The sequence below is a fragment of the Flavobacterium suzhouense genome, assembly GCF_042684765.1.
GTDB classification, from domain to species: domain Bacteria; phylum Bacteroidota; class Bacteroidia; order Flavobacteriales; family Flavobacteriaceae; genus Flavobacterium; species Flavobacterium suzhouense.
The window spans coordinates 503,462-527,733 of record NZ_JBHUMD010000007.1 but is presented as its reverse complement, the minus strand read 5'-3'; the positions used below and the strand labels follow the sequence as shown (position 1 = coordinate 527,733).

At 39.1% G+C, this 24,272-nt stretch carries 23 protein-coding genes and 1 riboswitch; of the genes, 7 read left to right on the top strand and 16 right to left on the bottom strand.

Features of this window, described 5'->3' with window-relative positions; genetic code table 11:
• The first annotated feature begins 59 nt into the window (after positions 1-59).
• On the top strand, positions 60-791 hold the full coding sequence (locus ACFSR3_RS07650) for an SIMPL domain-containing protein (RefSeq protein WP_379820430.1): 732 nt from the start codon (positions 60-62) through the stop codon (positions 789-791).
• 47 nt (positions 792-838) lie between these two features.
• On the opposite strand, the gene queA is transcribed toward ACFSR3_RS07650, so the two are convergent.
• From queA to ACFSR3_RS07615, 7 genes are all read right to left on the bottom strand, one after another.
• Positions 839-1,888 (bottom strand): tRNA preQ1(34) S-adenosylmethionine ribosyltransferase-isomerase QueA, encoded by a 1,050-nt coding sequence (gene queA, locus ACFSR3_RS07645; RefSeq protein ID WP_114756439.1) that lies wholly within the window; start codon positions 1,886-1,888, stop codon positions 839-841.
• Positions 1,889-2,030: 142 nt separating this feature from the next.
• Complete coding sequence (gene aroA / locus ACFSR3_RS07640; protein WP_379820429.1) at positions 2,031-3,254, bottom strand: 3-phosphoshikimate 1-carboxyvinyltransferase; 1,224 nt, start codon at positions 3,252-3,254, stop codon at positions 2,031-2,033.
• Positions 3,255-3,470: a hypothetical protein gene (locus tag ACFSR3_RS07635; RefSeq protein ID WP_379820428.1), complete on the bottom strand. Its 216-nt coding sequence runs from the start codon at positions 3,468-3,470 to the stop codon at positions 3,255-3,257.
• A 1-nt stretch (position 3,471) separates the two neighbouring features.
• Complete coding sequence (locus ACFSR3_RS07630; protein WP_379820427.1) at positions 3,472-3,798, bottom strand: nucleotide pyrophosphohydrolase; 327 nt, start codon at positions 3,796-3,798, stop codon at positions 3,472-3,474.
• Positions 3,799-4,251, bottom strand: a complete 453-nt coding sequence (dtd, locus tag ACFSR3_RS07625; protein WP_379820426.1) for a D-aminoacyl-tRNA deacylase — start codon at positions 4,249-4,251, stop codon at positions 3,799-3,801.
• Positions 4,251-5,222, bottom strand: coding sequence for a ribosome small subunit-dependent GTPase A (gene rsgA, locus ACFSR3_RS07620; protein ID WP_379820425.1), 972 nt, complete (start codon positions 5,220-5,222; stop codon positions 4,251-4,253). Before rsgA ends, dtd begins: the two co-directional genes overlap by 1 nt.
• 20 nt (positions 5,223-5,242) lie before the next feature.
• A complete protein-coding gene (locus ACFSR3_RS07615; protein WP_379820424.1) occupies positions 5,243-6,349 on the bottom strand; it encodes a chorismate mutase in 1,107 nt (368 codons plus the stop codon).
• A 61-nt stretch (positions 6,350-6,410) separates the two neighbouring features.
• On the opposite strand from ACFSR3_RS07615, the gene gldA reads away from it, so the two are divergent.
• Positions 6,411-7,316 (top strand): gliding motility-associated ABC transporter ATP-binding subunit GldA, encoded by a 906-nt coding sequence (gldA, locus tag ACFSR3_RS07610; RefSeq protein ID WP_379820423.1) that lies wholly within the window; start codon positions 6,411-6,413, stop codon positions 7,314-7,316.
• 441 nt (positions 7,317-7,757) lie between these two features.
• On the opposite strand, the gene metF is transcribed toward gldA, so the two are convergent.
• The 3 genes from metF to ACFSR3_RS07595 all read right to left on the bottom strand — a co-directional run bounded on the left by metF (position 7,758) and on the right by ACFSR3_RS07595 (position 13,014).
• Positions 7,758-8,714: a methylenetetrahydrofolate reductase [NAD(P)H] gene (metF, locus tag ACFSR3_RS07605; RefSeq protein WP_379820422.1), complete on the bottom strand. Its 957-nt coding sequence runs from the start codon at positions 8,712-8,714 to the stop codon at positions 7,758-7,760.
• Between the two features lie 166 nt (positions 8,715-8,880).
• Positions 8,881-12,012 (bottom strand): vitamin B12 dependent-methionine synthase activation domain-containing protein, encoded by a 3,132-nt coding sequence (locus ACFSR3_RS07600; RefSeq protein ID WP_379820421.1) that lies wholly within the window; start codon positions 12,010-12,012, stop codon positions 8,881-8,883.
• Positions 12,013-13,014, bottom strand: a complete 1,002-nt coding sequence (locus ACFSR3_RS07595) for a homocysteine S-methyltransferase family protein (RefSeq protein WP_379820420.1) — start codon at positions 13,012-13,014, stop codon at positions 12,013-12,015.
• A 176-nt stretch (positions 13,015-13,190) separates the two neighbouring features.
• Positions 13,191-13,297, bottom strand: a riboswitch (SAM riboswitch).
• 98 nt (positions 13,298-13,395) lie between these two features.
• Between ACFSR3_RS07595 and ACFSR3_RS07590 the strand changes: the two genes are divergently transcribed.
• Positions 13,396-13,815 (top strand): hypothetical protein, encoded by a 420-nt coding sequence (locus ACFSR3_RS07590; protein ID WP_379820419.1) that lies wholly within the window; start codon positions 13,396-13,398, stop codon positions 13,813-13,815.
• A gap of 10 nt (positions 13,816-13,825) precedes the next feature.
• Positions 13,826-14,356, top strand: coding sequence for a GNAT family N-acetyltransferase (locus ACFSR3_RS07585; protein ID WP_379820418.1), 531 nt, complete (start codon positions 13,826-13,828; stop codon positions 14,354-14,356).
• Between the two features lie 62 nt (positions 14,357-14,418).
• Here the strand turns inward: ACFSR3_RS07585 and ACFSR3_RS07580 are convergent, their stop codons facing one another.
• The gene (locus ACFSR3_RS07580; RefSeq protein ID WP_379820417.1) at positions 14,419-14,943 is read right to left on the bottom strand and encodes a hypothetical protein; all 525 of its coding nucleotides are present in this window, start codon (positions 14,941-14,943) and stop codon (positions 14,419-14,421) included.
• A 228-nt stretch (positions 14,944-15,171) separates the two neighbouring features.
• Complete coding sequence (locus ACFSR3_RS07575; protein ID WP_379820416.1) at positions 15,172-15,609, bottom strand: OsmC family protein; 438 nt, start codon at positions 15,607-15,609, stop codon at positions 15,172-15,174.
• A 731-nt stretch (positions 15,610-16,340) separates the two neighbouring features.
• Here ACFSR3_RS07575 and metK point away from each other — a divergent pair.
• Positions 16,341-17,591 carry a methionine adenosyltransferase gene (metK, locus tag ACFSR3_RS07570; protein WP_379820415.1) on the top strand — a complete coding sequence of 417 codons (1,251 nt, stop codon included), beginning with the start codon at positions 16,341-16,343 and terminating at the stop codon, positions 17,589-17,591.
• Positions 17,592-17,680: 89 nt separating this feature from the next.
• Here metK and ACFSR3_RS07565 read toward each other — a convergent pair whose 3' ends face one another.
• From ACFSR3_RS07565 to ACFSR3_RS07550, 4 genes are all read right to left on the bottom strand, one after another.
• Entirely contained in the window at positions 17,681-17,950 is a 270-nt protein-coding gene (locus ACFSR3_RS07565) for a hypothetical protein (protein WP_379820414.1), read from the bottom strand.
• Between the two features lie 161 nt (positions 17,951-18,111).
• The gene (locus ACFSR3_RS07560) at positions 18,112-20,856 is read right to left on the bottom strand and encodes a carboxypeptidase regulatory-like domain-containing protein (RefSeq protein ID WP_379820413.1); all 2,745 of its coding nucleotides are present in this window, start codon (positions 20,854-20,856) and stop codon (positions 18,112-18,114) included.
• Positions 20,857-20,945: 89 nt separating this feature from the next.
• Complete coding sequence (locus ACFSR3_RS07555; protein ID WP_114756418.1) at positions 20,946-21,833, bottom strand: GLPGLI family protein; 888 nt, start codon at positions 21,831-21,833, stop codon at positions 20,946-20,948.
• 79 nt (positions 21,834-21,912) lie between these two features.
• On the bottom strand, positions 21,913-22,725 hold the full coding sequence (locus tag ACFSR3_RS07550) for a GLPGLI family protein (RefSeq protein WP_379820412.1): 813 nt from the start codon (positions 22,723-22,725) through the stop codon (positions 21,913-21,915).
• Between the two features lie 135 nt (positions 22,726-22,860).
• Between ACFSR3_RS07550 and ACFSR3_RS07545 the strand changes: the two genes are divergently transcribed.
• The gene (locus ACFSR3_RS07545; protein ID WP_379820411.1) at positions 22,861-23,655 is read left to right on the top strand and encodes a hypothetical protein; all 795 of its coding nucleotides are present in this window, start codon (positions 22,861-22,863) and stop codon (positions 23,653-23,655) included.
• On the top strand, positions 23,655-24,269 hold the full coding sequence (locus ACFSR3_RS07540; protein ID WP_114756415.1) for a deoxynucleoside kinase: 615 nt from the start codon (positions 23,655-23,657) through the stop codon (positions 24,267-24,269). The genes ACFSR3_RS07545 and ACFSR3_RS07540 overlap by 1 nt, the downstream gene beginning before the upstream one ends.
• Positions 24,270-24,272 lie beyond the last annotated feature (3 nt).

Here is a 24,272-nt window from a genome sequence, read left to right as displayed (position 1 = left end):
ACTAAATAAAGTAACTATAACGTTATCAGGAAAAACGTATTTTTATATAAAAAAACTTTATGAAGTATCTTGCAAATACAATTGTCGCGGCTTTAGCAATAATTATTGCCGCCTACTTATTCTCAAATGCTTTCCAAAACCGTAATCGTTCTGCCGACACTATTAGTGTAACAGGATTGGGCAAACAAGATTTTATATCTGACCTCATTGTTTGGAGCGGATCGTTCACCAAAAAAAATCCCGTTCTGCGTGATGCCTATGCTTCTCTTGATCAGGACCGTGAAGTAATCCGAAAATACCTTACCTCAAAAGGTATAAAAGCGGAAGAAATTGTATTTTCTGCGGTGTCTATAAACAAGGAGTTTCAATATCAATATGACAGCAATGGCAATATGAGACAACAAACTTTTAGCGGATTTGCACTTACCCAAAATGTAACTATTGAATCTAAAGAAGTAGATAAAGTAGAAAGTATATCGCGCGAAGTATCACAACTTATAAATTCGGGTGTAGAATTTTATTCTAACCCACCAGAATATTATTACACGAAGCTAGCCGAACTGAAAATAAAAATGATCGCTGAAGCTACCAAAGATGCCCATGCACGTGCAAAAAGCATTGCTGAAAATGCAGGATCATCTTTAGGAGATCTAAAAAAGAGTGACATGGGCGTTTTTCAGATCATAGCCCAAAACTCATCTGAAGAATATTCCTGGGGAGGTTCGTTTAATACCTCAGCAAAGAAGAAAACAGCAAACATTACCGTAAAATTAGCCTACCAGGTTGATTAAAAAAGAAAATCCTGCCAATGGCAGGATTTTCTTTTTATTATTATCAATTACAGAATAAGCATTGCGTCTCCGTAAGTATAAAAACGGTATTCTTCTTTAACCGCTTCTTCGTATGCTTTTTTCATCAGATCATGACCCATAAAGGCAGAGATCATCATAAGCAATGTTGATTTTGGTGTATGGAAGTTAGTGATCATACAATCAGCAACGCTAAAGTCGTATGGAGGGAAGATGAATTTGTTTGTCCACCCAACATAAGGATTAAGCGTTTTAGCCGATGATACCGAACTTTCCATAGCACGCATGGTAGTAGTACCTACAGCACATACTTTATGTTTACTTGTCTTAGCTTTGTTTACGATATCACAAGCCTCCTGAGTGATGATAAGTTCCTCAGAATCCATTTTGTGTTTCGAAAGATCCTCAACTTCAACAGGATTAAAAGTACCAAGACCTACGTGAAGTGTAATTTCAGCAAAATCAATACCTTTTATCTCAAGTCTCTTAAGCAGGTGCTTAGAAAAGTGAAGACCGGCAGTAGGAGCTGCTACAGCACCTTCCTCTTTTGCGTAAATTGTTTGGTAACGTTCTGCATCTTCAGGAACTACCTCACGGTTAATATATTTAGGTATTGGAGTCTCACCAAGTTCAGTAAGTTTGTTACGGAATTCTTCATAAGAACCATCATAAAGAAAACGAAGTGTCCTACCTCTTGAAGTTGTGTTATCGATAACCTCTGCTACAAGAGAATCGTCATCGCCAAAATATAGTTTATTACCAATCCTTATTTTTCTTGCAGGATCAACCAAAACATCCCAAAGACGCTGCTCTGAATTAAGCTCTCTTAAAAGGAAAACCTCAATTCTTGCACCGGTTTTTTCTTTGTTACCATAAAGACGCGCAGGGAAAACCTTAGTATTATTAAGTACCATTACATCACCTTCATCAAAGTAATCAAGTACATCCTTAAAGAGTCTGTGCTCTATAGTTCCTGTTTTCCTGTTTACCACCATAAGGCGTGACTCATCTCTGTTTTCTGCAGGGAATTCGGCAAGAAGCTCTTTTGGCAGGTTGAAATTGAAGTTAGATAATTTCATGTTCTGTTTTTATTTTTAGGCAGTTACGGCTTACTTGCCGCCCGCTTTAATTGCGTGCAAATATACTATCGCCAAACAGGCGTTGTCAAGTGTTTTTGCATTTATTTATTCCAGTAATTAAAAAACAGCTATTTAGGAGAGCTTACAACGTATTTATTTCAAAACCCACCTTTTTTAAATCTTCCCAAAAGGCGGGATAAGATTTAGAGACTACTTCGGCATCGTTAATTTTTATCGGCACTTTAATTGCCAAAGGAGCAAAGGCCATTGCCATACGATGATCGTTATAGGTATTAATAGCTACCTCTGCATTTATTGCTAAAGAGGGCTTCAGAAAAAGTGTATCGTTGCTAACCTCAACTTCAGCACCAAGTTTTTCAAATTCTGTTTTAAGCGCCTCAAGCCTGTCAGTCTCTTTTATCTTTAGCGTATGCAATCCGGTAAGATTACAGCCAATTCCTAACCCAAAACAGCTCACAGCTATTGTTTGTGCTAAATCAGGAGTATCTTTTAAGTTTCGGGTAATGGATTTTGAGTTATGGGTTTTACTCAACGTTAAAGTACTTTCTTTAAATTCGGTAGTTACACCAAGATCCTGGTAAATATCTGCCAGGGCTCTGTCTCCCTGTAAGCTTTGTTTTTTAAATGACGATAATGTTATTGATGTACCTATTTCCGAAAGGGCAACTATGGAATAAAAATAAGAAGCTGAACTCCAGTCACTCTCTACAATAATGGCTGCTGGTTGTTGGTTGCCGGTTGCCGGACTTACTTTAATGACATTATCCTGAAATAATGATTTAATTCCAACTTCCTGCAATAGTGAAAGTGTCATTTCGAGATAGGGACGGGATGTAATTTCGCCTTCGAGAATTATCTCAAGTCCATTTTCAAATTTAGCACCGATTAAAAGTAAAGCAGTAATATACTGACTGCTCACATTAGCTTTAATCGTAACACTATCAACCGTAAGTCCTTTACCTTTAATTTTGAGGGGAGGATATCCTTCATTGTCCGTATATTCAATATCAGCACCAAGGGCTCGTAAAGCATCGACTAGCACACCAATAGGGCGTTCCTTCATTCGGGACGAACCCGTAAGCACCACTTCCCTGCCCAGATGAATGGCATAATAAGCAGTAAGGAAACGCATTGCAGTGCCGGCATGGTGTATATCAACTACAGAGTCATTGCCTGCAAGTGCTTTACGCATCGCTTCGCTATCATCTGATTCCGACGCATTTTCAATTGTAATCCCGGGGTAAAGAGATTGTAATAGTAAAAGCCTGTTGGTCTCAGATTTACTCCCGGAAATTTTTATAGTTTCAGAAATAATATTTTTTGATATATGCAGACGTATATCCATTTATTGCTTTTTCTTTTGCAATTCAGCTTTTCTTTTGGCCATTTTCATTCGCATAGGCTCAATAATAAGTACATGCATTAATGACATGCCTACAATCCAGATGCTGAGAAAAGTCCACTGTCCTTTAAACCCAACTCCTGATATCCATATCATTAATGCCCCAAATATTGAGTAAAGAATTATACCTCCAAAAAACTGGGCAATTTTTAATCGCATATTATTTCAGCTTTTCGTTGTTATGATGCCTGTCGTGATCGCGTTTGCTTTTTATATCCATCTTTTTATCAAAAGCAGCCTGAAGGTCTACCCCTGTTTGATTAGCAAGACAAAGAACCACAAATACTACATCGGCAAGTTCCTCACCAAGGTCTTTATTCTTATCGCTTTCTTTTTCGCTCTGCTCACCATAGCGGCGTGCAATAATACGGGCTACTTCACCTACTTCCTCTGTAAGCTGGGCCATATTGGTAAGTTCATTAAAGTAGCGTACTCCATGTTCTTTTATCCAGTTATCTACGTCAAGCTGTGCATTTTTGATATCCATCTATTCCTTATTTTTTGTATCTATGATTATTGTCACCGGTCCATCGTTAATAAGTGCCACCTTCATATCAGCCCCAAACTCACCTGTTTGCACTTTTTTACCAAGGTCTTTTTCCATTTGCAGTACAAATGCTTCATAAAGCGGAATTGCAATATCCGGTTTTGCAGCACGGATATATGACGGGCGATTGCCTTTTTTGGTAGCCGCATGAAGTGTAAACTGGCTCACCACTATTACATCACCATTAATATCTTCTATGGAACGGTTCATAAGCCCCTCATCATCACCAAAAATCCTAAGCTTTACTATTTTGGCAGAAAGCCAGTTGATGTCTTCCAGAGTATCGGCATCTTCAATTCCAACAAGGATAAGTAGTCCTGCTTTTATATCAGCAACTCTTTTTCCTTCAATAGTTACTGATGCCTCACTTACACGCTGTATAACTGCCTTCATTATTCCTGCTCCTCTTTGTTTCTGCCATCAGCATAGGCATCGGTACGGTAATGCTCCTCATCGCCTTCCAGCATTTGCAAATAACTATTGTAACGCGACCACGCAATTTCATCGTTATCAAGCGCTTCTTTTACGGCACAATGTGGTTCTTCCTTATGCAGGCAGTTGTTAAACTTACATTGGTCTTTCAGCGCAAAGAATTCCGGAAAGTAATCCCCAATTTCTTCTTTCTCCATATCAACGATACCAAAACCTCTAATCCCGGGAGTATCAATAATTTTTGCCCCAAAATCAAGATCAAACATTTCAGCAAAAGTAGTAGTATGCTGTCCTTGGCTGTGCTGTTCTGATATTTCTTTAGTCTTCAGGTTAAGATTGGGCTGTAGCGTATTGATAAGAGTAGATTTACCAACTCCTGAATGTCCCGAGAACATACTAACGTTATCCTGCATTTCTGCTTTAAGCTCATCAATACCTTTTTGCTGGGTAGATGAAACCCGCAGGCATTTGTAGCCTATATTACTGTAAATATATTGAAGATACAGCTGCTCATCGAGCATGGCGTCGTCAAACGTATCTATCTTATTGAAAACAAGGATAGCTTCAATACCATATGCTTCGGCGGTTACCAGAAAACGATCGATAAAACTTGTAGTTGTAGGCGGATTGTTTATAGTAACCAAGAGGAAAACCTTATCAATATTCGAAGCGATTATATGCACCTGTTTAGACAGGTTTACCGACTTACGGATAATATAATTTTTCCTTTCCTGTATATTATGGATAAGCCCCGTAGTGGTATCAGAAGTTTCATCAAGGTCAAAGTCAACAATATCACCCACGGCAACGGGGTTTGTACTCTTAATACCCTTAATACGGAATTTCCCTTTTATACGGCATTCGTAAAAAGTTCCCTCTTCTGTCCTTACAGTATACCAGCTTCCGGTAGATTTATAAACCAATCCTGTCATAGCGCAAAGATAGCCAATTATTATTGGCTGTTATTCTCATCTTTTTTACCTCCTATTATTTTCTCCTGATGCGCAATACTTTCCTGATGTATTGCCCTGAACAAATCCAAAATAAACTCTTCACTAAGGTTTTCAGGAAGCCCTTCGGCCTTCATCCTTTCCAGTATCTGTTTCCAGCGCTGGGTTTGCAATACGGCAACGTTATTTTCTTTTTTAAGCTCCCCTATCTTATCTGCAATACGCATTCTTTGCCCCAATACCTGAATAAGCTTCGAATCATACTCATCGATACGCAACCTTAACTTCTCAAGTTCTTCGTTAAAAACACTGTCTTCGTCAGTTTTTTTACGAACGATAAGACTGCTCAAAATTTCTTTAAGCCTTGCCGGAGTAACCTGCTGAGCGGCATCACTCCAGGCCTTTTCAGGGTCATTATGGGTTTCAATCATCAGTCCGTCATAATTCAGGTTCAGTGCCTGTTGCGCTACTTCCTGTATCATATCACGACGTCCCGTTATATGTGATGGATCACCTATCAGCGGCAAATCAGGGAAACGTTCGTGAAGTTCAATGGCAAGCTGCCACTCGGGTATGTTACGGTATTTTGTTTTTTCATATGTAGAAAACCCTCTGTGTATCACACCAAGCTTTTTGATACCCGCATTATACAAACGCTCCACACCTCCCAGCCAAAGGCTCAAATCAGGATTTACCGGATTTTTTATCAGTACAATTTTATCGGTACCTGCAAGCGCATCGGCAATCTCCTGCACCGCAAACGGATTCACTGTTGTACGTGCACCTATCCACAGTACGTCTATATCATGTTCAAGGGCTAATTTTACATGGGTAGCATTGGCCACCTCAATTGCCATAGGCAATCCGGTTTCTGTTTTTGCTTTTTGCAGCCATTTCAGTCCGATGGCACCAACACCTTCAAAACCTCCCGGACGCGTTCTGGGTTTCCAGATACCGGCACGATAAATACTAACATCTGAATCTTTTAACTGACGGGCTATATTCATAACCTGCTCTTCAGTTTCGGCACTGCAGGGACCCGCTATAATCAAAGGCTTAGACGCTTTAAATTCGTCAAGCCACGTTCTCATCTCTGTATTATTTTCCATTTTTTGAAATCTACCACAAATTTAATGTTTTCTTACTACTTTTGTTTCAAATTCAAAGGCTATGTCAATCGAGGTAAAGGATATTTCTAAGAGCTACGGCGAACAAAAAGCGCTTGATGCTGTTTCATTTTCTGTAAACAAAGGAGAAATTGTAGGTTTCCTGGGGCCAAATGGTGCCGGAAAGTCTACCCTAATGAAAATCCTGACCACTTATCTTAATGCCGATAGCGGCACAGCACTGGTAAACGGATCTGACGTAGCTACAGAAGAAAAAGCGGTGCAAAAATCGGTTGGTTACCTTCCGGAACACAATCCGTTATACTTAGATTTATACGTAAGGGAGTACCTTGAATTCAATGCTGATGTTTATAAAGTAAACAAATCACGCATTGAAGAGGTTATCCAGTTAACAGGCCTTACGCCTGAAGCTCATAAAAAGATCGGTGCACTTTCTAAAGGATACCGCCAGCGTGTTGGTCTTGCATCTGCATTACTGCATAATCCCGAAGTACTTATCCTCGATGAGCCTACTACCGGACTTGACCCTAACCAGATTGTAGAGATACGCGATCTTATTAAGAACATTGGTAAAGACAAAACCGTTTTCCTTTCTACGCACATCATGCAGGAAGTCGAGGCCATTTGTGACAGGGTTATCATCATCAACCACGGAAAGATCGTTACCGATAAAGAAATAGGCAATCTTGTAAAAGATCACAAAGAAGCTCAGGTTATCGAGGTGGAATTTGACCAAGCTGTAAACAAATCTTCACTTGAAAGCCTTTCAAACCTCTCGTCGGCTATTAATACTAAAGGTAACGTTTGGGAACTTACTTTTGAGTCTGATAACGATATGCGCCCTGCAGTATTTGACTTTGCTCAGGCTAACAACTTGAAAACGCTTCAGTTATCACTTAAGAGCAAAAACCTAGAAACGGTGTTTAGAGAAATGACGAAAAAGAAGTAAAGGTGAAATTACTTTACTATATTTATTATAAAGAGTCAAGGAACTTTAGACGTAGGTCTGATTTGTTATTCCTGTTTTTTCAAATAGTTGTCTTTATTGCAATGCCTTTATCAATTATCAATTGGTTATTCCCTTTTGATTCAATTGAACAAAGTACTAAAGTAATTATAACTATTATTTTTAGTGGCTTGTTATTTATTTATGATTATATCTATTATTTCAGACCAACTAAGAGAAAAGAGATTCTTGCAAAGTATACTGGCAAATATGAATTCATTGATCAAAGTACAACATTAGCATATTTACTCTTTTTCATGTTCCCTTTCATGTTATCAATGTTTATTTGTGTAATACTAAATGCTGACAGATTACCTTGGCAATAATAAAAAAGCCCAACGCTAACGCCGGGCTTTCTTATACAAACAACAAACAAACAATTATCTAAAATATCGCTGATGCGATAGCTTTTACATTTTCAGCTTTACCCATAGAGTAATAGTGCAGTACAGGAATTCCGGCTTTTACCAGTTCCTTACTTTGCTCGGTACACCACTCAATTCCTATCTGTCGTACAGCATCGTTATCTTTTGCTTTCACCACAGCCATAATAAGATCATCCGGCAAATCTACCTTAAAGCGGTGCGGAATAAGGTTCAGTTGCTTCTTAGTTGCAATAGGCTTTAGTCCCGGAATGATAGGCACAGTAATTCCTTCCTTACGGCATTTAGCCACAAAATCAAAGAATTTCTGATTATCAAAGAACATCTGCGTAACAATGTAAGATGCTCCGTTCTTTATCTTCTGTTTCAGGAAGTGTATATCACTGTCAAGGCTTGGTGCCTCCATATGTTTCTCCGGATAGCCCGCCACACCAATACAAAAATTCGTCGCCGATGTATTTTGTAAATCAGCATCAAGGTAAATACCTCTATTGAGATCAGAAATTTGTGTAACCAATTCCGTTGCGTAATGATTACCTTCTTTTTCCGGCTTGAAATAAATTTCACTCTTTACAGCATCACCTCTCAGCGCTACTACATTTTCAATTCCCAAAAAGTCAAGATCAATAAGGAAGTTCTCTGTATCTTCTTTGGTAAAACCACCGCATAGTATATGCGGAATAGCATCTACCTGATACTTATTCTGTATCGCCGAGCAGATACCTACCGTACCCGGACGTTTCTTTACGATTTTCTTTTCCAGCAGTCCGCTTGGCAGTTCTTTAAATTCGTACTCTTCCCTGTGATAGGTCACATCTATAAACGGTGGATTGAACTCCATCAGCGGATCAATACTGTCAAAAATAGACTGGATGTTCTGTCCCTTTAGCGGAGGCAGTATCTCAAAAGAAAAAAGTGGTTTGCCATTGGCATTCTCTATGTGCTCTGTTACTTTCATTATTTTGTTGTTGGTTGGCGGTTGATGGTTGTCGGCAGCTTCTCTATCCGGCAATTACTTTAATCAATCGGCAACAATTAATCAGCTATACTAAATTTTAAATCCAAAAATCAGGTGTGGTTATAAAATCCTGCAAATCCAGCAACTGACAACCATCACCCGACAACTAATCTGCTATGTTAGGATTGAGCCATTTTGTGGCTTCGTCTGTACTTATATTTCTTCGTTTGGCGTAATCAACAACCTGGTCTTCTTTTATTTTACCAAGTCCAAAATATTTACTCTTCGGATTCGCAAAATAATATCCTGATACCGATGAAGCCGGCCACATGGCAAGGCTTTCGGTTAGTGATACACCTATTTTATTCTCTACATCCAGCAGTTGCCAGATGGTCTTTTTCTCTAAATGGTCCGGACAGGCAGGATAGCCCGGTGCCGGACGTATACCTTCATACTGTTCCTTAATCAGTTCATCATTGCTAAGCGCCTCATCCGATGCATAACCCCAAATTTCCTTACGCATTTTTAAGTGCAAGTATTCGGCAAATGCCTCAGCCAGACGATCAGCGAGTGCCTTAACCATGATAGCGTTGTAATCGTCATGTTCCGCTTCAAATTCAGCAGCTTTTTCATCCACACCAAAACCGGTAGTTACACAAAAGGCACCCATATAATCGGTCTTACCAGTGTCTTTTGGCGCAATAAAGTCAGAAAGTGCAATATTAGGCGCACCTTTTGTCTTTTGCGACTGCTGTCTTAGTGTTAAGAATTTTACATTAGGCTTTCCATTCTCATCATACAACTGAATGTCGTCATCATTTACCTGCTGCGCCGGGAAAACTCCATAAATACCTTTTGCTTCAAGCCAGTTCTCGTCAATCATTTGCTTCAGCATTTTTTGTGCATCGGCAAATAACACCTTAGCCTGTTCGCCCACAACCTCGTCATTCAGTATCGCGGGATATTTACCGTGCAAATCCCAAGTTTGGAAGAAAGGTGTCCAGTCGATAAAATCAACCAGTTCCGACGGATGGGGTTCAATTGTCGCTACTCCTGTAAACTTAGGCGTTACCGGAGTAAACGCATCCCAGTCCAGTTGCAGCTTATTTCGGCGTGCATCTTCAATACTCAGAAAGTCCTTGTCGCGTGAGCGGTTCAGATACCCTTCACGAAGCTTGTCGTATTCCTCACGTATACTCTTTGAATAATCCCTTTTAGTGGCAGTATTCAGTAAATTACCTGCAACAGTTACCGCACGCGACGCATCGTTAACATGCACCACGGTTTCGCGGTATTCAGGAGCGATCTTAACGGCAGTATGTGCACGTGAAGTGGTTGCCCCACCTATCATTATCGGAATACTGATATTCAGCTTATCCATTTCCTTAGCCAGGTACACCATCTCATCAAGTGAAGGCGTGATCAGTCCGCTAAGACCAATAATATCCACCTGCTCCTTAACTGCCACTTCAATGATTCTTTCCGGTGGTACCATTACGCCAAGGTCAATTATCTCAAAATTGTTACAGCCTAAAACTACTGCAACTATATTTTTACCAATATCGTGAACGTCCCCTTTAACGGTTGCCATAAGTACTTTTCCAGCCCCCCCCGCCCCCGAAGGGGGAGCTTGCAACTCAGCCGTTAATTTGTTTGCAGCTAACTCGGACACTATTTTATCCAATACTTCATTTAGCCTGTATATAACCTCATCATTTGTAAACCTTATAACTCTGCAGCCTTGTTCTTCAAGCCATTTTGTTCTTTCAATATCGCTCGCAATATTATCAGGTAATTGATGAATTAATCCATCAACCTCAATAATGATATTTTCTTTAAGACAAATAAAATCGGCGATATAATTACCTAAAATATGTTGCCTTCTAAATTTATATCCTTCAAGCTTCTTACCGCTTAACGCCTCCCATAAAACTTTTTCAGCTTCAGTGGGTATATTCCTCATTGTTTTACAAAACTCTTTTAAGAGTCCGTAATTAACAGGATTAGCCGTTTTCCAATAGAGTTCTCCTTTGACGTCCTGCTTGGGAGTTCCCCCTTTGGGGGCGGAGGGGGCTTGTCTTTTTGCTTCTTCAATAAACGGAAGCAGATAGGCTACCGCTTTTTTCATTACACGTGCCGATTTTACCACCTGTGGCAGGAACATTTTTCCGCTTCCGAAAAGGTCACCCACTACATTCATACCATTCATCAGGTTGATCTCAATAACCTCAATAGGTTTTGATGCCTGCTGTCTTGCCTCCTCAACATCGATCTCGATGAATTCGTCAAGGCCTTTTACAAGCGCATGCGTAAGCCTTTCCTGTACCGGAAGCGAACGCCATTCCTGAGCCTGCTTTTCATTTACCTTAGCATCTCCGGTTACATTTTCGGCAAATGCCAAAAGACGTTCGGTAGCATCATCACGTCGGTCAAGCAATACATCTTCGATATGCTCCAGAAGGTCTTTCGGAATCTCGTCGTAGATCTCAAGCATTTCCGGATTAACGATACCCATATCCATACCGTGCGCAATGGCATGATATAAAAACGCCGAGTGCATCGCTTCCCTTACCTTATCATTACCACGAAAAGAGAATGAAACATTGCTCACTCCCCCACTCACGTGGGCATACGGCAGGTTTTCACGAATCCATTTGGCAGCAAGGAAAAAGTCGAGTGCATTTTTGCGGTGTTCTTCCATACCTGTTGCCACAGGAAATATATTCGGGTCAAAAATGATATCCTCGGGCGCAAAGCCTACTTTATCAACCAGTATATCATACGATCGTTTGCATATCTCGATACGTCTTTCATAAGTGTCTGCCTGACCTACCTCATCAAAGGCCATAACAATTACGGCAGCACCATAACGTTTTACTTTTTTAGCATGAGCTATAAATAATTCCTCACCCTCTTTAAGGCTGATGGAATTTACCACACTCTTACCCTGCGTAACTTTAAGCCCTGCCTCGATAATTTCCCATTTAGAGCTATCGATCATCACAGGAACACGGGCAATATCCGGCTCAGATGCGATGAGATTCAGGAACGTAGTCATGGCATGCACGCCATCCAGCATCCCCTCGTCCATATTGATATCGATGATCTGGGCACCACCATCTACCTGTGCACGGGCAATATCAAGAGCCTCCTCATATTTCTCTTCTTTAATAAGACGGAGGAATTTTCGCGAACCCGTAACGTTTGTACGCTCGCCTATATTCACAAAGTTGCTCTCAGGTGTAACAATAAGTGGCTCTAATCCCGAGAGTTTCAAATATCTTTCAGTCACTTTCATTTATACAGCAATCTCACTTTTTCGGGGTTTGTATTCAGAGGCTACCTCTGCTATAAGACGGATATGTTCCGGCGTAGTGCCACAGCATCCGCCAATGATATTGATAAGGTTATCGTCAAGGTATTCTTTAATGAGTACCTGCATTTCTTCAGCGGTTTGGTCGTACTGGCCAAAGGCATTGGGCAGTCCCGCATTAGGGTGTGCCGAAATACTGAACGAAGTATTATGCGCCAGTCTTTTCAGGTAAGGTTTCAACTGGTCAGCACCAAGGGCGCAGTTAAAACCAACACTCAATAATGGTAAATGCGATATGGATATAAGGAAAGCCTCAACCGTTTGCCCAGAAAGCGTGCGACCTGAAGCATCGGTAATCGTACCGCTCACCATAATAGGAATATCCAGACCTAATTCATCTTTTACTTCTTCTATAGCAAAAAGAGCTGCTTTGGCATTCAGCGTATCAAAAATGGTTTCAACCAAAAGCACATCACAACCGCCATCAATAAGTGCTTTTACCTGCTCTTTGTAAGCAATCAGCAAATCATCAAAGGTCACAGCACGGAAACCCGGATCGTTTACGTCGGGGCTCATACTGGCTGTACGGTTAGTCGGACCTATAGAACCTGCAACAAAACGGGGCTTATGAGGCTCCTTTGCCGTAAACTCATCAGCTACCTCGCGGGCTATGCGAGCCGACTCATAATTCAGTTCATACACCAGATCTTCCATATGGTAATCTGCCATACCGATAGTAGTTCCCGAAAACGTATTGGTCTCTACAATATCGGCACCTGCCGCAAAATATTGGGCATGCACATCGCGAATAGCCTGTGGCTGCGTAAGCGACAACAGGTCGTTATTACCTTTTAAGGGGTGTGGAAAATCTTTGAAACGCTCTCCGCGAAAATCTTCTTCCGAAAAATTATAGCGCTGCAGCATGGTGCCCATAGCTCCGTCGAGCACGAGTATCCTTTCATTTATGGCGTCTTGTATTTTTGACATTTTTACAGTTTCGGGTTTATGGTTTGGCGTTCAGAGTTACTTCTGAGCACCTTGAAAAAATCCCATAACAAAACAGCAAACGACCTCAGGGTTATGAATCCTGCGTTCATTACCGTTGTACTTAAATTATGTCATCAAAATTGGGAGTTGGAATATTGCGAAGAGCAATATTACGTGTGTTATCTATCCGCGCTGTAGCTTGGTAGAATTTAGCACCTTCTTTAGAGATAAAGGGTTGCTAAGGCTTCATCGGGTCTATTCCCTCTGCCTTTCGTGATAACATATCAGTGTGTTAAAGAACACTGCAAAGAAACAACATAAATTTGTGGTTTGCAAATTTGTTTTATTTTCGTAGGACAGATTCCAATTATCTAAACAACAATGAAACCTAAACTGGATTTTACAGGAGGAAATAATAGCTGGTTTGACTTATGGCACACTCATATAGATTTTGACGGTGAAGGAAATAAAAGTCCCGAGTTAAGAAAGATTTATTTGAATAAACTGCTTACAACATTCATAGAACTTAAATCAGAATTAAGAGATTACCCTTATAAATTTCAAATTTGGATCCTTCTTAATGAAAATGATAGCTCTGAAGATGGAGTTTATATACACACCAAAAATCCCAATGAAGATAATTTTCCTTTGAAGATAACTTCTGATAATAATTACCAACCGAATAATACAGTCATTAAAGAATTTATAGCACAAACAGGCTTAAGATCAATTAGTGTAAATCATAATGAGAATATATATTTTTACCTTTACGATGACACTTTTGGCGAAACCTTACTGTAAAAATAACCCTATGACCACCAACCCATTCAACCCCTTTCCTATCCTAACCACCGAAAAGCTCCTCCTCAGGAAAATTTCACCAGATGATGATCAGGCTATTTACCTGCAACGTTCCAGCCCGGTTGTAAACAAATATATTGCACGCACTCCTGTTGCTGATATTACCGAAGCTCAGGCATGGATCGCAAGGATAAACAATAATGTAGATTTAGGACTAAGCATCAACTGGGCGATTACCCTTAAAGATAGCGGAACTTTTATCGGACTCATCTGCCTGTGGAATTTCTCTGAAGACCGCACTATTGCCGAAACGGGTTATGAGTTATCTCCTGCATATCATGGTAAAGGCTATATGAACGAGGCATTGCAATGTGTATTGGACTATGGTTTCTCTAAACTCAACCTGAAAACCATTACCGCCTATACCCATTGGGAAAACAAAAAATCATTAGCACTTTTAAAAAAGATTGGTTTCATCTGGAACGAGGGCGAAATTGATGAAGGCTTTCCGCATAATGTGATCTACTCCATATCAAAATAAAAAAGACAGGCACATTACCACCTGTCTTTTTAAAAACCAAACCAATCTAATTACGGGCTGCCTTATGCTACAGCCTTTGTTTTCTGGGCAATCGCCAGTATCGCTTCAAAAAGCTCATGAGCTGCTGCCTTATCATTACCTTTGGGCAGATCGATAAAATTATAATCGAGACCGCGGTTTAGAGCGGTACGTAATACTTCGCTTTCAAAATCAGGATGCTGATTTTTGAGATTATCATTTATTGATACCAGGTTAAATCCACTTTTTACAAGTCCGGCATATTCTTTTATAAACTCAGCACTTCCGGTAGCATCTACCGCAACAACATTTTCCAGGTTATTGGCATATACGTAATCCACAACGTTTTCCAGATTAAACGGAATACTGAACTGTATAAAATTCGCTTCCCATGAATATTTAGCACCTTCTTTCTCAAAAAACGCTACTGTTGAGTTAGTAATTACAGGAAACCTGATATCTATCTGTTCCTCTATGGCAAGTTCTTTACGGCTTTTTACCGCTTTATTTATGAGAGCACTCCCGGCCTTACCGATTCCAAAAAGCACTATGTTTATCTTATGGTTCATGAGATTAATTTTAAAAAAAAGAAACGGCCTCTAGCCCATCCAGAGGCCGTTTTCTTAACAAACAAACAAAAAACAACTTATAACAAAACTTATATTTTTGGCCTCTAACACACCCCTAACCCCTCTCAAGAGGGGAACTCTTACTCTTATGCAGCCACTGTTGCTAAGGTTGGAGTGAAGCTGGTTCCCCTCTTGAGAGGGGCTAGGGGGTGTGTTTCAATTCATGTTCTAATTATAGGAATACTCCTTAAACAGCGTCACGTCTACCGGGGTGTTATTCACCAGATTATCATAAACCGGGCTTCGTCGCTGTACTTCCTTAAGCCATTCCTGCAGTGTTTCCAAACTGGTGGCCGCAGCAGGCTTAAGTGTAATTTCTATGTTATTAAACCCCGGCCTGCTCTTCCCTTTTTTAGGCTCGTTCAGGTTTCCGGTTATTTCAATCTGCAAAGACCTCAACGTAATGCCCTGCTCATTAGCCACCTGTTGCCCAAGTGCGTTAATACAGCCTGCAAAACCTGCAAGGATATATTCGTAAGGGTTTGGCCCTTCCAACTCGGGATATTTTGAATTTTCGCTAATGCGAAGGTTAGCGTTTAATGTCTTTACGACAAACTGGCTGTTGTTACCTGAGTAACCTAAAACGTTGATGGAATTTGAGTTCATAGCTGTAAAATTTATAATTTGTGAAAAGATGGATTTTAAAAAAAAAGGTCCTTTTGGCTGGGAAAACCAAAAGGACCTGACACTTGAATTTGAAAACTAAGATCTATGTCGAATACTTTTGGCAACATCGTAAAATCATAATACACCATGTGATGCACCATGTACATGTACAGAATGTGCAATAAAAATGGTTGAATATGTTAGAAAATGTTTTCATCGTATTGTTCAAAAATATTGTAATAAAAAAGCCCCTGCTGTTGCAGGGGCTTTAAGTGTTATATAATTTTAAATCTAAAATTAGTCAACAGTTACCCCTGCAGAATCTTTCCACATAAAGAAGTAAGTATGACAAATAATTGATTTCATTTTTTTCTCAGATTTTGATACCACAAACTTCGAAAGTATTTTTTACCTGACCAAACAAAATTTTAAATTTTAACATATATCGTTTTCGAAAACAAGGTATTAAATATTATATATTTAAACTTTTTCAGCCCAATGCTGATTTTAACATTTTATCAAAACCCGATCCTGTTTCGTTTTGCGTAACTATCTAAAATTAAAATACTAAATCAGTTTTTTTTATTCAGATTAGGTTTTTACCTTTGTGGCATAAAATTAGAGGAAAGATTTGACTGATTGCGACCTCATGAAAAAATGCTAAAGCAGGACCTCCCTACTTTTTAGCCGTATCGCAATCTCTTTACTCTACTAAAATTATAGAGAATACTATGGCTTATTTATTTACGTCAGAATCAGTGAGCGAAGGGCATCCTGATAAAATTGCTGACCAAATTTCAGATGCACTGATTGACAACTTCCTTGCTTTCGACCCTGAGTCTAAAGTTGCATGCGAAACCCTTGTTACTACAGGACAGGTTATTCTTGCAGGTGAGGTAAAATCTAAAATATATCTTGATGTACAGCAGATAGCACGTGATGTTATCCGTAAAATTGGGTACACTAAGAGCGAGTATATGTTTGAAGCTAACTCTTGCGGCGTGCTTAGTGCTATTCACGAGCAGTCTCAGGACATTAACCAGGGTGTAGACCGTGCCAGTAAAGAAGATCAGGGCGCAGGAGACCAGGGTATGATGTTTGGTTATGCTACAAACGAAACTGAAGACTATATGCCTTTAGCGCTTAACCTGTCGCACAAACTGCTTCAGGAACTTGCTGCACTTCGTCGTGAGAACAGCGAAATCGCATATCTTCGCCCGGATGCAAAATCTCAGGTAACCCTTGAGTATGACAATAACAACAAGCCTGTGCGCATTGATGCTATTGTTATCTCTACACAGCACGATGATTTTGCTGACGAGCCTGCAATGCTTGCAAAAATCAAAAAAGACATTATTGAGATTCTTATACCAAGGGTAATTAAAAACAATCCTCAGTATGCGCATCTTTTCAATGATAAGATCGAGTACCACATCAACCCTACAGGTAAATTTGTAATCGGTGGACCTCACGGTGATACAGGACTTACAGGAAGAAAAATCATTGTAGATACTTACGGTGGTAAAGGTGCTCACGGTGGTGGTGCTTTCTCAGGAAAAGACCCAAGTAAAGTAGACCGTAGTGCTGCTTATGCAACACGCCATATTGCTAAAAACCTGGTAGCAGCAGGTGTTGCAGATGAAATCCTTGTACAGGTTTCTTATGCTATTGGTGTTGCTAAACCAATGGGTATTTACATAAACACATATGGCACTTCTAAATTAAGCCTTACCGATGGTGAGATCGCTAAAAAAGTAGAAGAATTGTTTGATATGCGTCCTTACTTTATCGAGCAACGCCTTAAACTTAGAAATCCTATATACAGTGAAACTGCTGCTTACGGACACATGGGCCGCAAGCCTGAAACTGTTACCAAAACCTTTAAATCGCCTAGCGGTGAAGAGAAACAGATAACTGTTGAGTTGTTTACATGGGAAAAATTAGACTATGTAGAAAAAGTAAAAGCTACTTTTGGAATATAACTCCTGTAGCTTGTAATATAAAAGTCCCATTCGCTTTTGCAGATGGGACTTTTTTTATTCAGAACTAAACAAAAATAACACTTCTTTTTTTAGGTATAAAAATACTGGAGACAGGCATACAGTATTGCAAATGTTATGACTCCGGCACTAAACATTAGCACTATATATTTCCCTGCGGGCATAAGGCTCTGTTCAAAGTAATCTAAAATAATATAGATAACGGCTGCCAGCATTACCACAACTGAAGCGCATACTATAGCAGAGGTGACATTACTGAAGTCAGAATCACCTTCCTGCCAAATTATAACTGACAGACTAAAAGCAACAAGAATTGGTATGCTTTTAATAAACTTATCCATTATAGCAGTCATCAAGTGCTTTTAATTTTTAGATTGTGATTGGGCATTTGCTAAAAAACCAATTCAAAAATAAAAATTAAGGCTTACAATCAAATCGCAATGTGTTTTATATAGATTAAATGCAAAAAAAGCTGTCAAACGACAGCTTTTTGTAAGAATTTTTATAGGTTGTATTTTATAGTAAGTAAGAGATATCTTGGCTGAACCCTGTAGCGAGATGTTCTTGTAGATACCTGGCTAAAGCTATCATCATTCAATGATGTAGTGTTTAACAGGTTCGTTCCGCCCACCTTAAACTCCCAGTGACTGTCTTTTTTGCGATACATAATATCTGCACTAAGAAAATCATATTCATTATCCGATGTCTTGATATCATTGTAATAATGGGTATACTCGTAGTTTGCTGTTACAGTAAAGGCATCCCAAAAGTAATAATCAAAGTTTACGAATGGACTATGGTTATAAAATTTATTGTCCGCATAATCATTCACAGTAAGCGAATACCCCACTTCAAGATTTGGCCATTGTTTGTAATTGGTTCCTATACTTCCAACATACGTCTGCGAAAACTGTTCACTTGTCTGCCTTATGGAATTTGCGATAGTAACTTCTGAACCGGTTAGCGGATCGTACCTGAAGTTATTAAATTTATTCCATGAAACATTAACGTTAAGTGAAGCTTTATAAAATCTGGCAAAACTTCTGTTATATCCTGCAGCAGCACTAAGCGACTCATCTGCAAACGGAGAATTCTCTACCGTGCTTATCTGGTTTATACCATCAAAAGAAGAAAGGCTTTTTATAGCATCCATTCTATGATTGTAAGTAACATTACCATAAATCTGAGTAAAGTTGAACATATTGTATTTAAAATAGTTCAGCGAGTGGTTTTGGTACAATCCGTTTTTAAGGTTCCTGTTACCCTGAAACAACGATTTATAACTATTAAGCACCAATCCTCTTGCAAAGTCAGACACATCGGTAAAGTCAGTAGTCATTGAGTAGTTATAGGTAAGCCTCTCCGATTTTTTAATCTGAAACTGGGCAAAAACATCCGGCAATACCCTAAAGAAATTATTCTCTACCCTTGTCCCTAACTGATCATTGTACATATTATAGCTATGAGCAGTTACTCCGGGATTAAACTCAAACTTACCGGTAATAAACCTGTAATGAAGGCCTACAAATGCATCATTTAAGCCATAACGAACATTATTAGTAGTAGTTGGGCCAAGGTCATTCTGAGTGTTATCATCCAGAAGCTGGAAAAGAGAAGAATTAAAACTCTGATATAAATAGGCGTCACCTAAGGTAACATTGATGATACTTTTCGGTGTAAGTGAATAATAGTAATCCAGTTTTGCATCTGCCTTATTCGTTTTTATAAAGCGGTTTTGAGTAATATCATAACGATTGGCAGGCTCCAAAACTAAACCTGATAAACTACCGCTACCTCCCGGAAAAGGATTATTCCCCAGGTTAGCATTATATAAAGGATCTTCTTCCTGATACAAATGCTGCGCTTCGAAAGCAAAGACATTTTTATCGGTCAGCGTATAATATATATTTGCGTTTTGATTGAACGAGAAAGGTTTTTGTTTTTTATTGGTATAAATCGACTGTGATTGGGATGTTTCCGGCATTACTGATGATATAAGTCCGCTCCCCTCAGTTTGTTCTGAGGTTTTCATGAAAGCATCATAATCAAACTGGAAATTTTTATTTGGCTTAAAGCTCGAACTCAGTTTGGCCATAGCATAATCTGTCTTTTGCTCTGTAACCTCTTCTGTATCCTGAATGGTTTGTGGCTCTCCTGTAAGAGGATCAAGCAATGTATTTCTGGTTTTGGTATCCATCTCCGTTTTGTTGGAGTTAATTATGGCAAAACCACTCAGCGACCATGTTTTGGTAGGGTTATAACTAAAGTTTGCCGCACCAAATTTGGTTTCGATCTCCTTAGCCCGATTATTACGCATAAGCGAAAGACCCAAATCGTTAGAACCAATATTAAAGGTTGTTCCTCCTTTTTTCATAAGGTTTCTAAAACCTCCAGAGAATTTAAAATAATCCTGCATAGTAAGCGGCAGTTCTCCATTATTATTGAGGTTTCCAATAAAATTGAAGCTAAACTTAGGATTGTAATAAAACAGTTTAGGGTTTACCAGATAACGATCGCCATCGCCAATACTTGCTCCTGCACTCACATCACCAAACCAAAAGTTCTTTTTACCCTCTTTTAATTTAATGTTCATTGCTACATTATCCTGATTGTTTTCAACCCCTTTAAGCTGGCTTATCTCATTATAATTTCGCAGTACCTCAACCTTGCTTATAGCGTCAGCAGGAATATTCTGTACTCCAAGTTTAGTATCACCATCAAAAAAGTCTTTACCTTCAACCATTAGCTTAGATACCTCTTTCCCTTCTACAGTAACACCGCCATCCTTGTCAACCACAACTCCCGGAAGTTTTTTCAAAACATCGCCGAGTTTCCGTTCACTGCCATTCGTAAATGAATCTGAATTATATACAATGGTATCACCTTTTATGGTTACGGGCATTTCGTGTACAATTTCAATACCACTAAGTTCTATACCCTGTTTAAGAACGATGTTCTTAATCATATTTTCCGCTCCCGTAGTAACCGTAATTTCAAACGGAACATAGCCAATATAACTTGCTTTTATGATATAGGTACTGTTAGCCGCCAAAGACAGCTGATACCTTCCTGCCTCGTCAGTAATACCGTAAGAATCCATGCTGTTAGTTACCTTATTTACAGCCATAACATTGGCCATCTCAAGCGCCACGCCGGTAGAATCTTTGATTGTTCCCTGCATGCGGATATTTTGTGCAAATGCTGAAACCGTAATAAGTAAAAGCAATGCGGTAAGATACTTTTTCATTGTGTGATGTTTTTTGGTTTGTGCTTTTTGGACATAGCTACGCCCAAACAACTAAAAGTTGTCATAAAAATCAATCATCCGGAAATTGATTATCCGCCGATTCTCATACCACCAGGTCTGCCTCCCGGACCTCCCATTTCCTGAAGTTCCTTCATCTTTTTCATCATGATATCGGCAAATTCAGCCTGAGTAACCTTCTCGCCTTTTTTCAGCGGTTTTATTTCGGCTTTTTCTTTAGGATTCAGCACTACTTTAGAGCAAAGTATTGTAGTTACACCATCGGTCACTTCAAGGATAAGCCCCGGAAGTCCGTAGTAATTTTCAGGTCCCTGGCTTACAGGTACCTCTGGCGTATACCATGCTGTTATTGTTTTGTCCTTAGGCATTTCGACCATATCCATAAAGTTGGTTTTCTGGGCGTCTTCCTGCTTTAAGTTCTTAAGTTTTTCTTCCTGTCCTTTTTTAGGACGGTAGTTCATCATGTTCGATTTATCAGTAGGCACTACAGCAGTAGCTTTATAACAGGTATACTCTCCTATTTTTTTAGTTTCAGTACCCATAGTCCACTTGATTTGTGGTAACGTATCCGAAACCAGAAATTCTTTCCCAAAAATCTCTTTTTCCTGCAGTATCGTCTTATCCTTTATGTTCTTATACTGCTTTCCTCCGCCGCCCATCATTGAGCCCATCATTTTAAAGCCTCTGCTCATTTCGTCTCCGGCATCAAGCTTTTCCTCTTCAGCATAAATAGAAGCCGTTTTATCAAAATTCAGAACAAAGGTTTTTTCGAACATTGCCTTCATGCGTTCCTCAATCATTTTTTGCATATCGGGCGGAATTTGCTTGTCATCAAATTTTGGCATTTTATCTCCAATACTTGTTTTAGACTCATAGATAGCCATTCCCTGAAAATTTTGGGCATTTATGCTAAGCATAGAAAAAATGGCAACAAAAAGGGTAAAGAATATTTTTTTCATGATATGGATTATGTCTTTACTGATAAGACTACCTCAAACCCTTTTTGTTACCGGGGACAACCATTTTTTTTCTTAAAACTTATCCCCCCATATTAATTATTATGCTGTTACCATCCTGCTCATGCTGTTGCTCAAACTCTTTGGCTTTTTCTTCTTCTATTTTCCTGTACTCTGCAGCCGAAACTTTTTTACCTTTTTTAGGTGCTTTAATCTCGGTCTTATCTTTAGAATTTAAAACGATTTTTGAGCACAAAAGCGTGGTTATACCGTCATTTACTTCAAGAATAAGCCCCGGCAAACCCCAATAGGCACCCGGCCCATGACTTACCGGAATTTCAGGAGCGTACCATGCAATAATTTTGGTGTCTTTAGGCTGCCCTAAGAATACCGTTTTATCGGCTTTTTCCTCTTCAGATTCTTCAGCAGATTTTAAAACGGCAACGGCTTTATAACAAGTATAGTTTCCTATTTTTTTAGTTTCTTTTTCTAATTTCCAGTCAAATTTTTGAAGGTTATCAACAATCAGGAATTCTTTATCAAAGAGTGTGGTTTCAGTTACCATTTTTTTCTCTTTTACATTTTTATACTCAACTCCTTCTGCACCTGTACTTATTGTTATCGCAATCGAAGGGTTATTAGGTGTTAGTTTTTTCTCTTCCTGATATAATGATGCATTTTTATCAAAATTCAGGATGTATGTCCTGTTTAAGGCATTTGCCAACGCTTCTTCAATAAGCTTATTGGTTTCATCATCCATCTGAGGGGTTTCTGTACTTACACCTTCCGGAAGTGTCACCTGCGATGCGTATGTAGCCTGCCCCCTGAATTCCTGAGCTAAAGTGCAGTTTATTACACCCAGGCTTAACACGGTAAATAATGCTAGTTTTTTCATAATTTTACTTTTTGTTTATACGGCTAAATTAGTCCTGCACAATTTTATTTACGGTTATCCAGTTTTATTTAGTGTTAACGAATGTTAACGCGGTCTTCGGTTGCTATTCTGTCTATTTTTTGTATTTTTCGACTAATGAAAAAACTACTTCCGATTATCATCTTTATTTGCTGGAATTCCATAACTGCACAAGAATTGGAAATCCCTGTAAAACTACTGTCAAATTCAAAAGCAGTAACACAGCGCTACCTTGGCATGGATGCCTTTGGATGGGAATACACTATTGCAGATAACGAATTCAGGAAAACAAAAGACAAACAGACTCTTAAATACAGAAGCGTTTCATTAGGAGAAATTTATAAGGCTGATATACAAAACCCTTTACAGATCGTATTGTTTTATCGAAAATTCAATACTGTTGTCCTGCTCGACAACCAACTCAACGAAACATCGCGTATTAATTTTTCAGACCTGCAACAACCCCTTATTGCAGAAGCTGCCGGGCTTTCTTCGCAAAACAAACTATGGTTGTATGATATGACGTCGCAACAATTAGGTTTGTATGATCTTGCCTCCGGTAATTTTAAAACCATTACTCCTCCGTTTAATGACAGCATAAAATATTTTCAGAACGATTACAATTACTTTTACTGGATAGACAGTCATAATAATAGTTATAGAGTAAATATTTTTGGCAATGTGGCCTCCATGGGGGCTGTCCCGGATTTTAACCGGGTGCAAATATTATCAGGTAATGAGCTGATATATGAAAATGACAATAAATTATATTTCTACAACCTTGAAAAACAAAGCAAAACCGCAATACTAACAGTTGAAAAAAGCTTGCGCAATTTTCATTATGCAGCCCAAATTTTAACTATTTTTACAGACTCCGAAATCAACACATATAAAATAACATTACCTAAATAATGCATATAGCTGTAGCAGGAAACATTGGTGCCGGAAAAACAACACTTACCGGGCTGTTATCTAAACATTTTAAGTGGGAACCACATTATGAAGACGTGGTAGACAATCCTTACCTCGACGACTTTTACCACCAAATGGAACGTTGGTCATTCAACCTTCAGGTATATTTCCTTAACACCCGTTTTAGCCAGGTAATGCAAATTCGCCAAAGCGGAAAAAACACCATACAGGACAGGACTATTTATGAAGACTCGCATATTTTTGCACCCAACCTGCATGCTATGGGACTAATGACAAACCGTGATTATAACAACTATAAAACACTGTTTGACATGATGGAAAGTTTTGTTGGCCCACCTGATTTGCTGATTTACCTTCGTAGTTCGATCCCTAACCTGGTAAAGCAAATCCATAAACGTGGTCGTGATTACGAAAATACCATATCAATCGAATACTTAAGCCGCCTGAACGAACGCTATGAGGCCTGGATTCAGAATTATGACAAAGGCAAATTACTGATCATTGATGTTGACAAAAACAATTTTGTAGATAACCCGGAAGATCTTGGTGAGATCATCAACCGAATCAATGCCGAACTCAACGGATTATTTTAATAA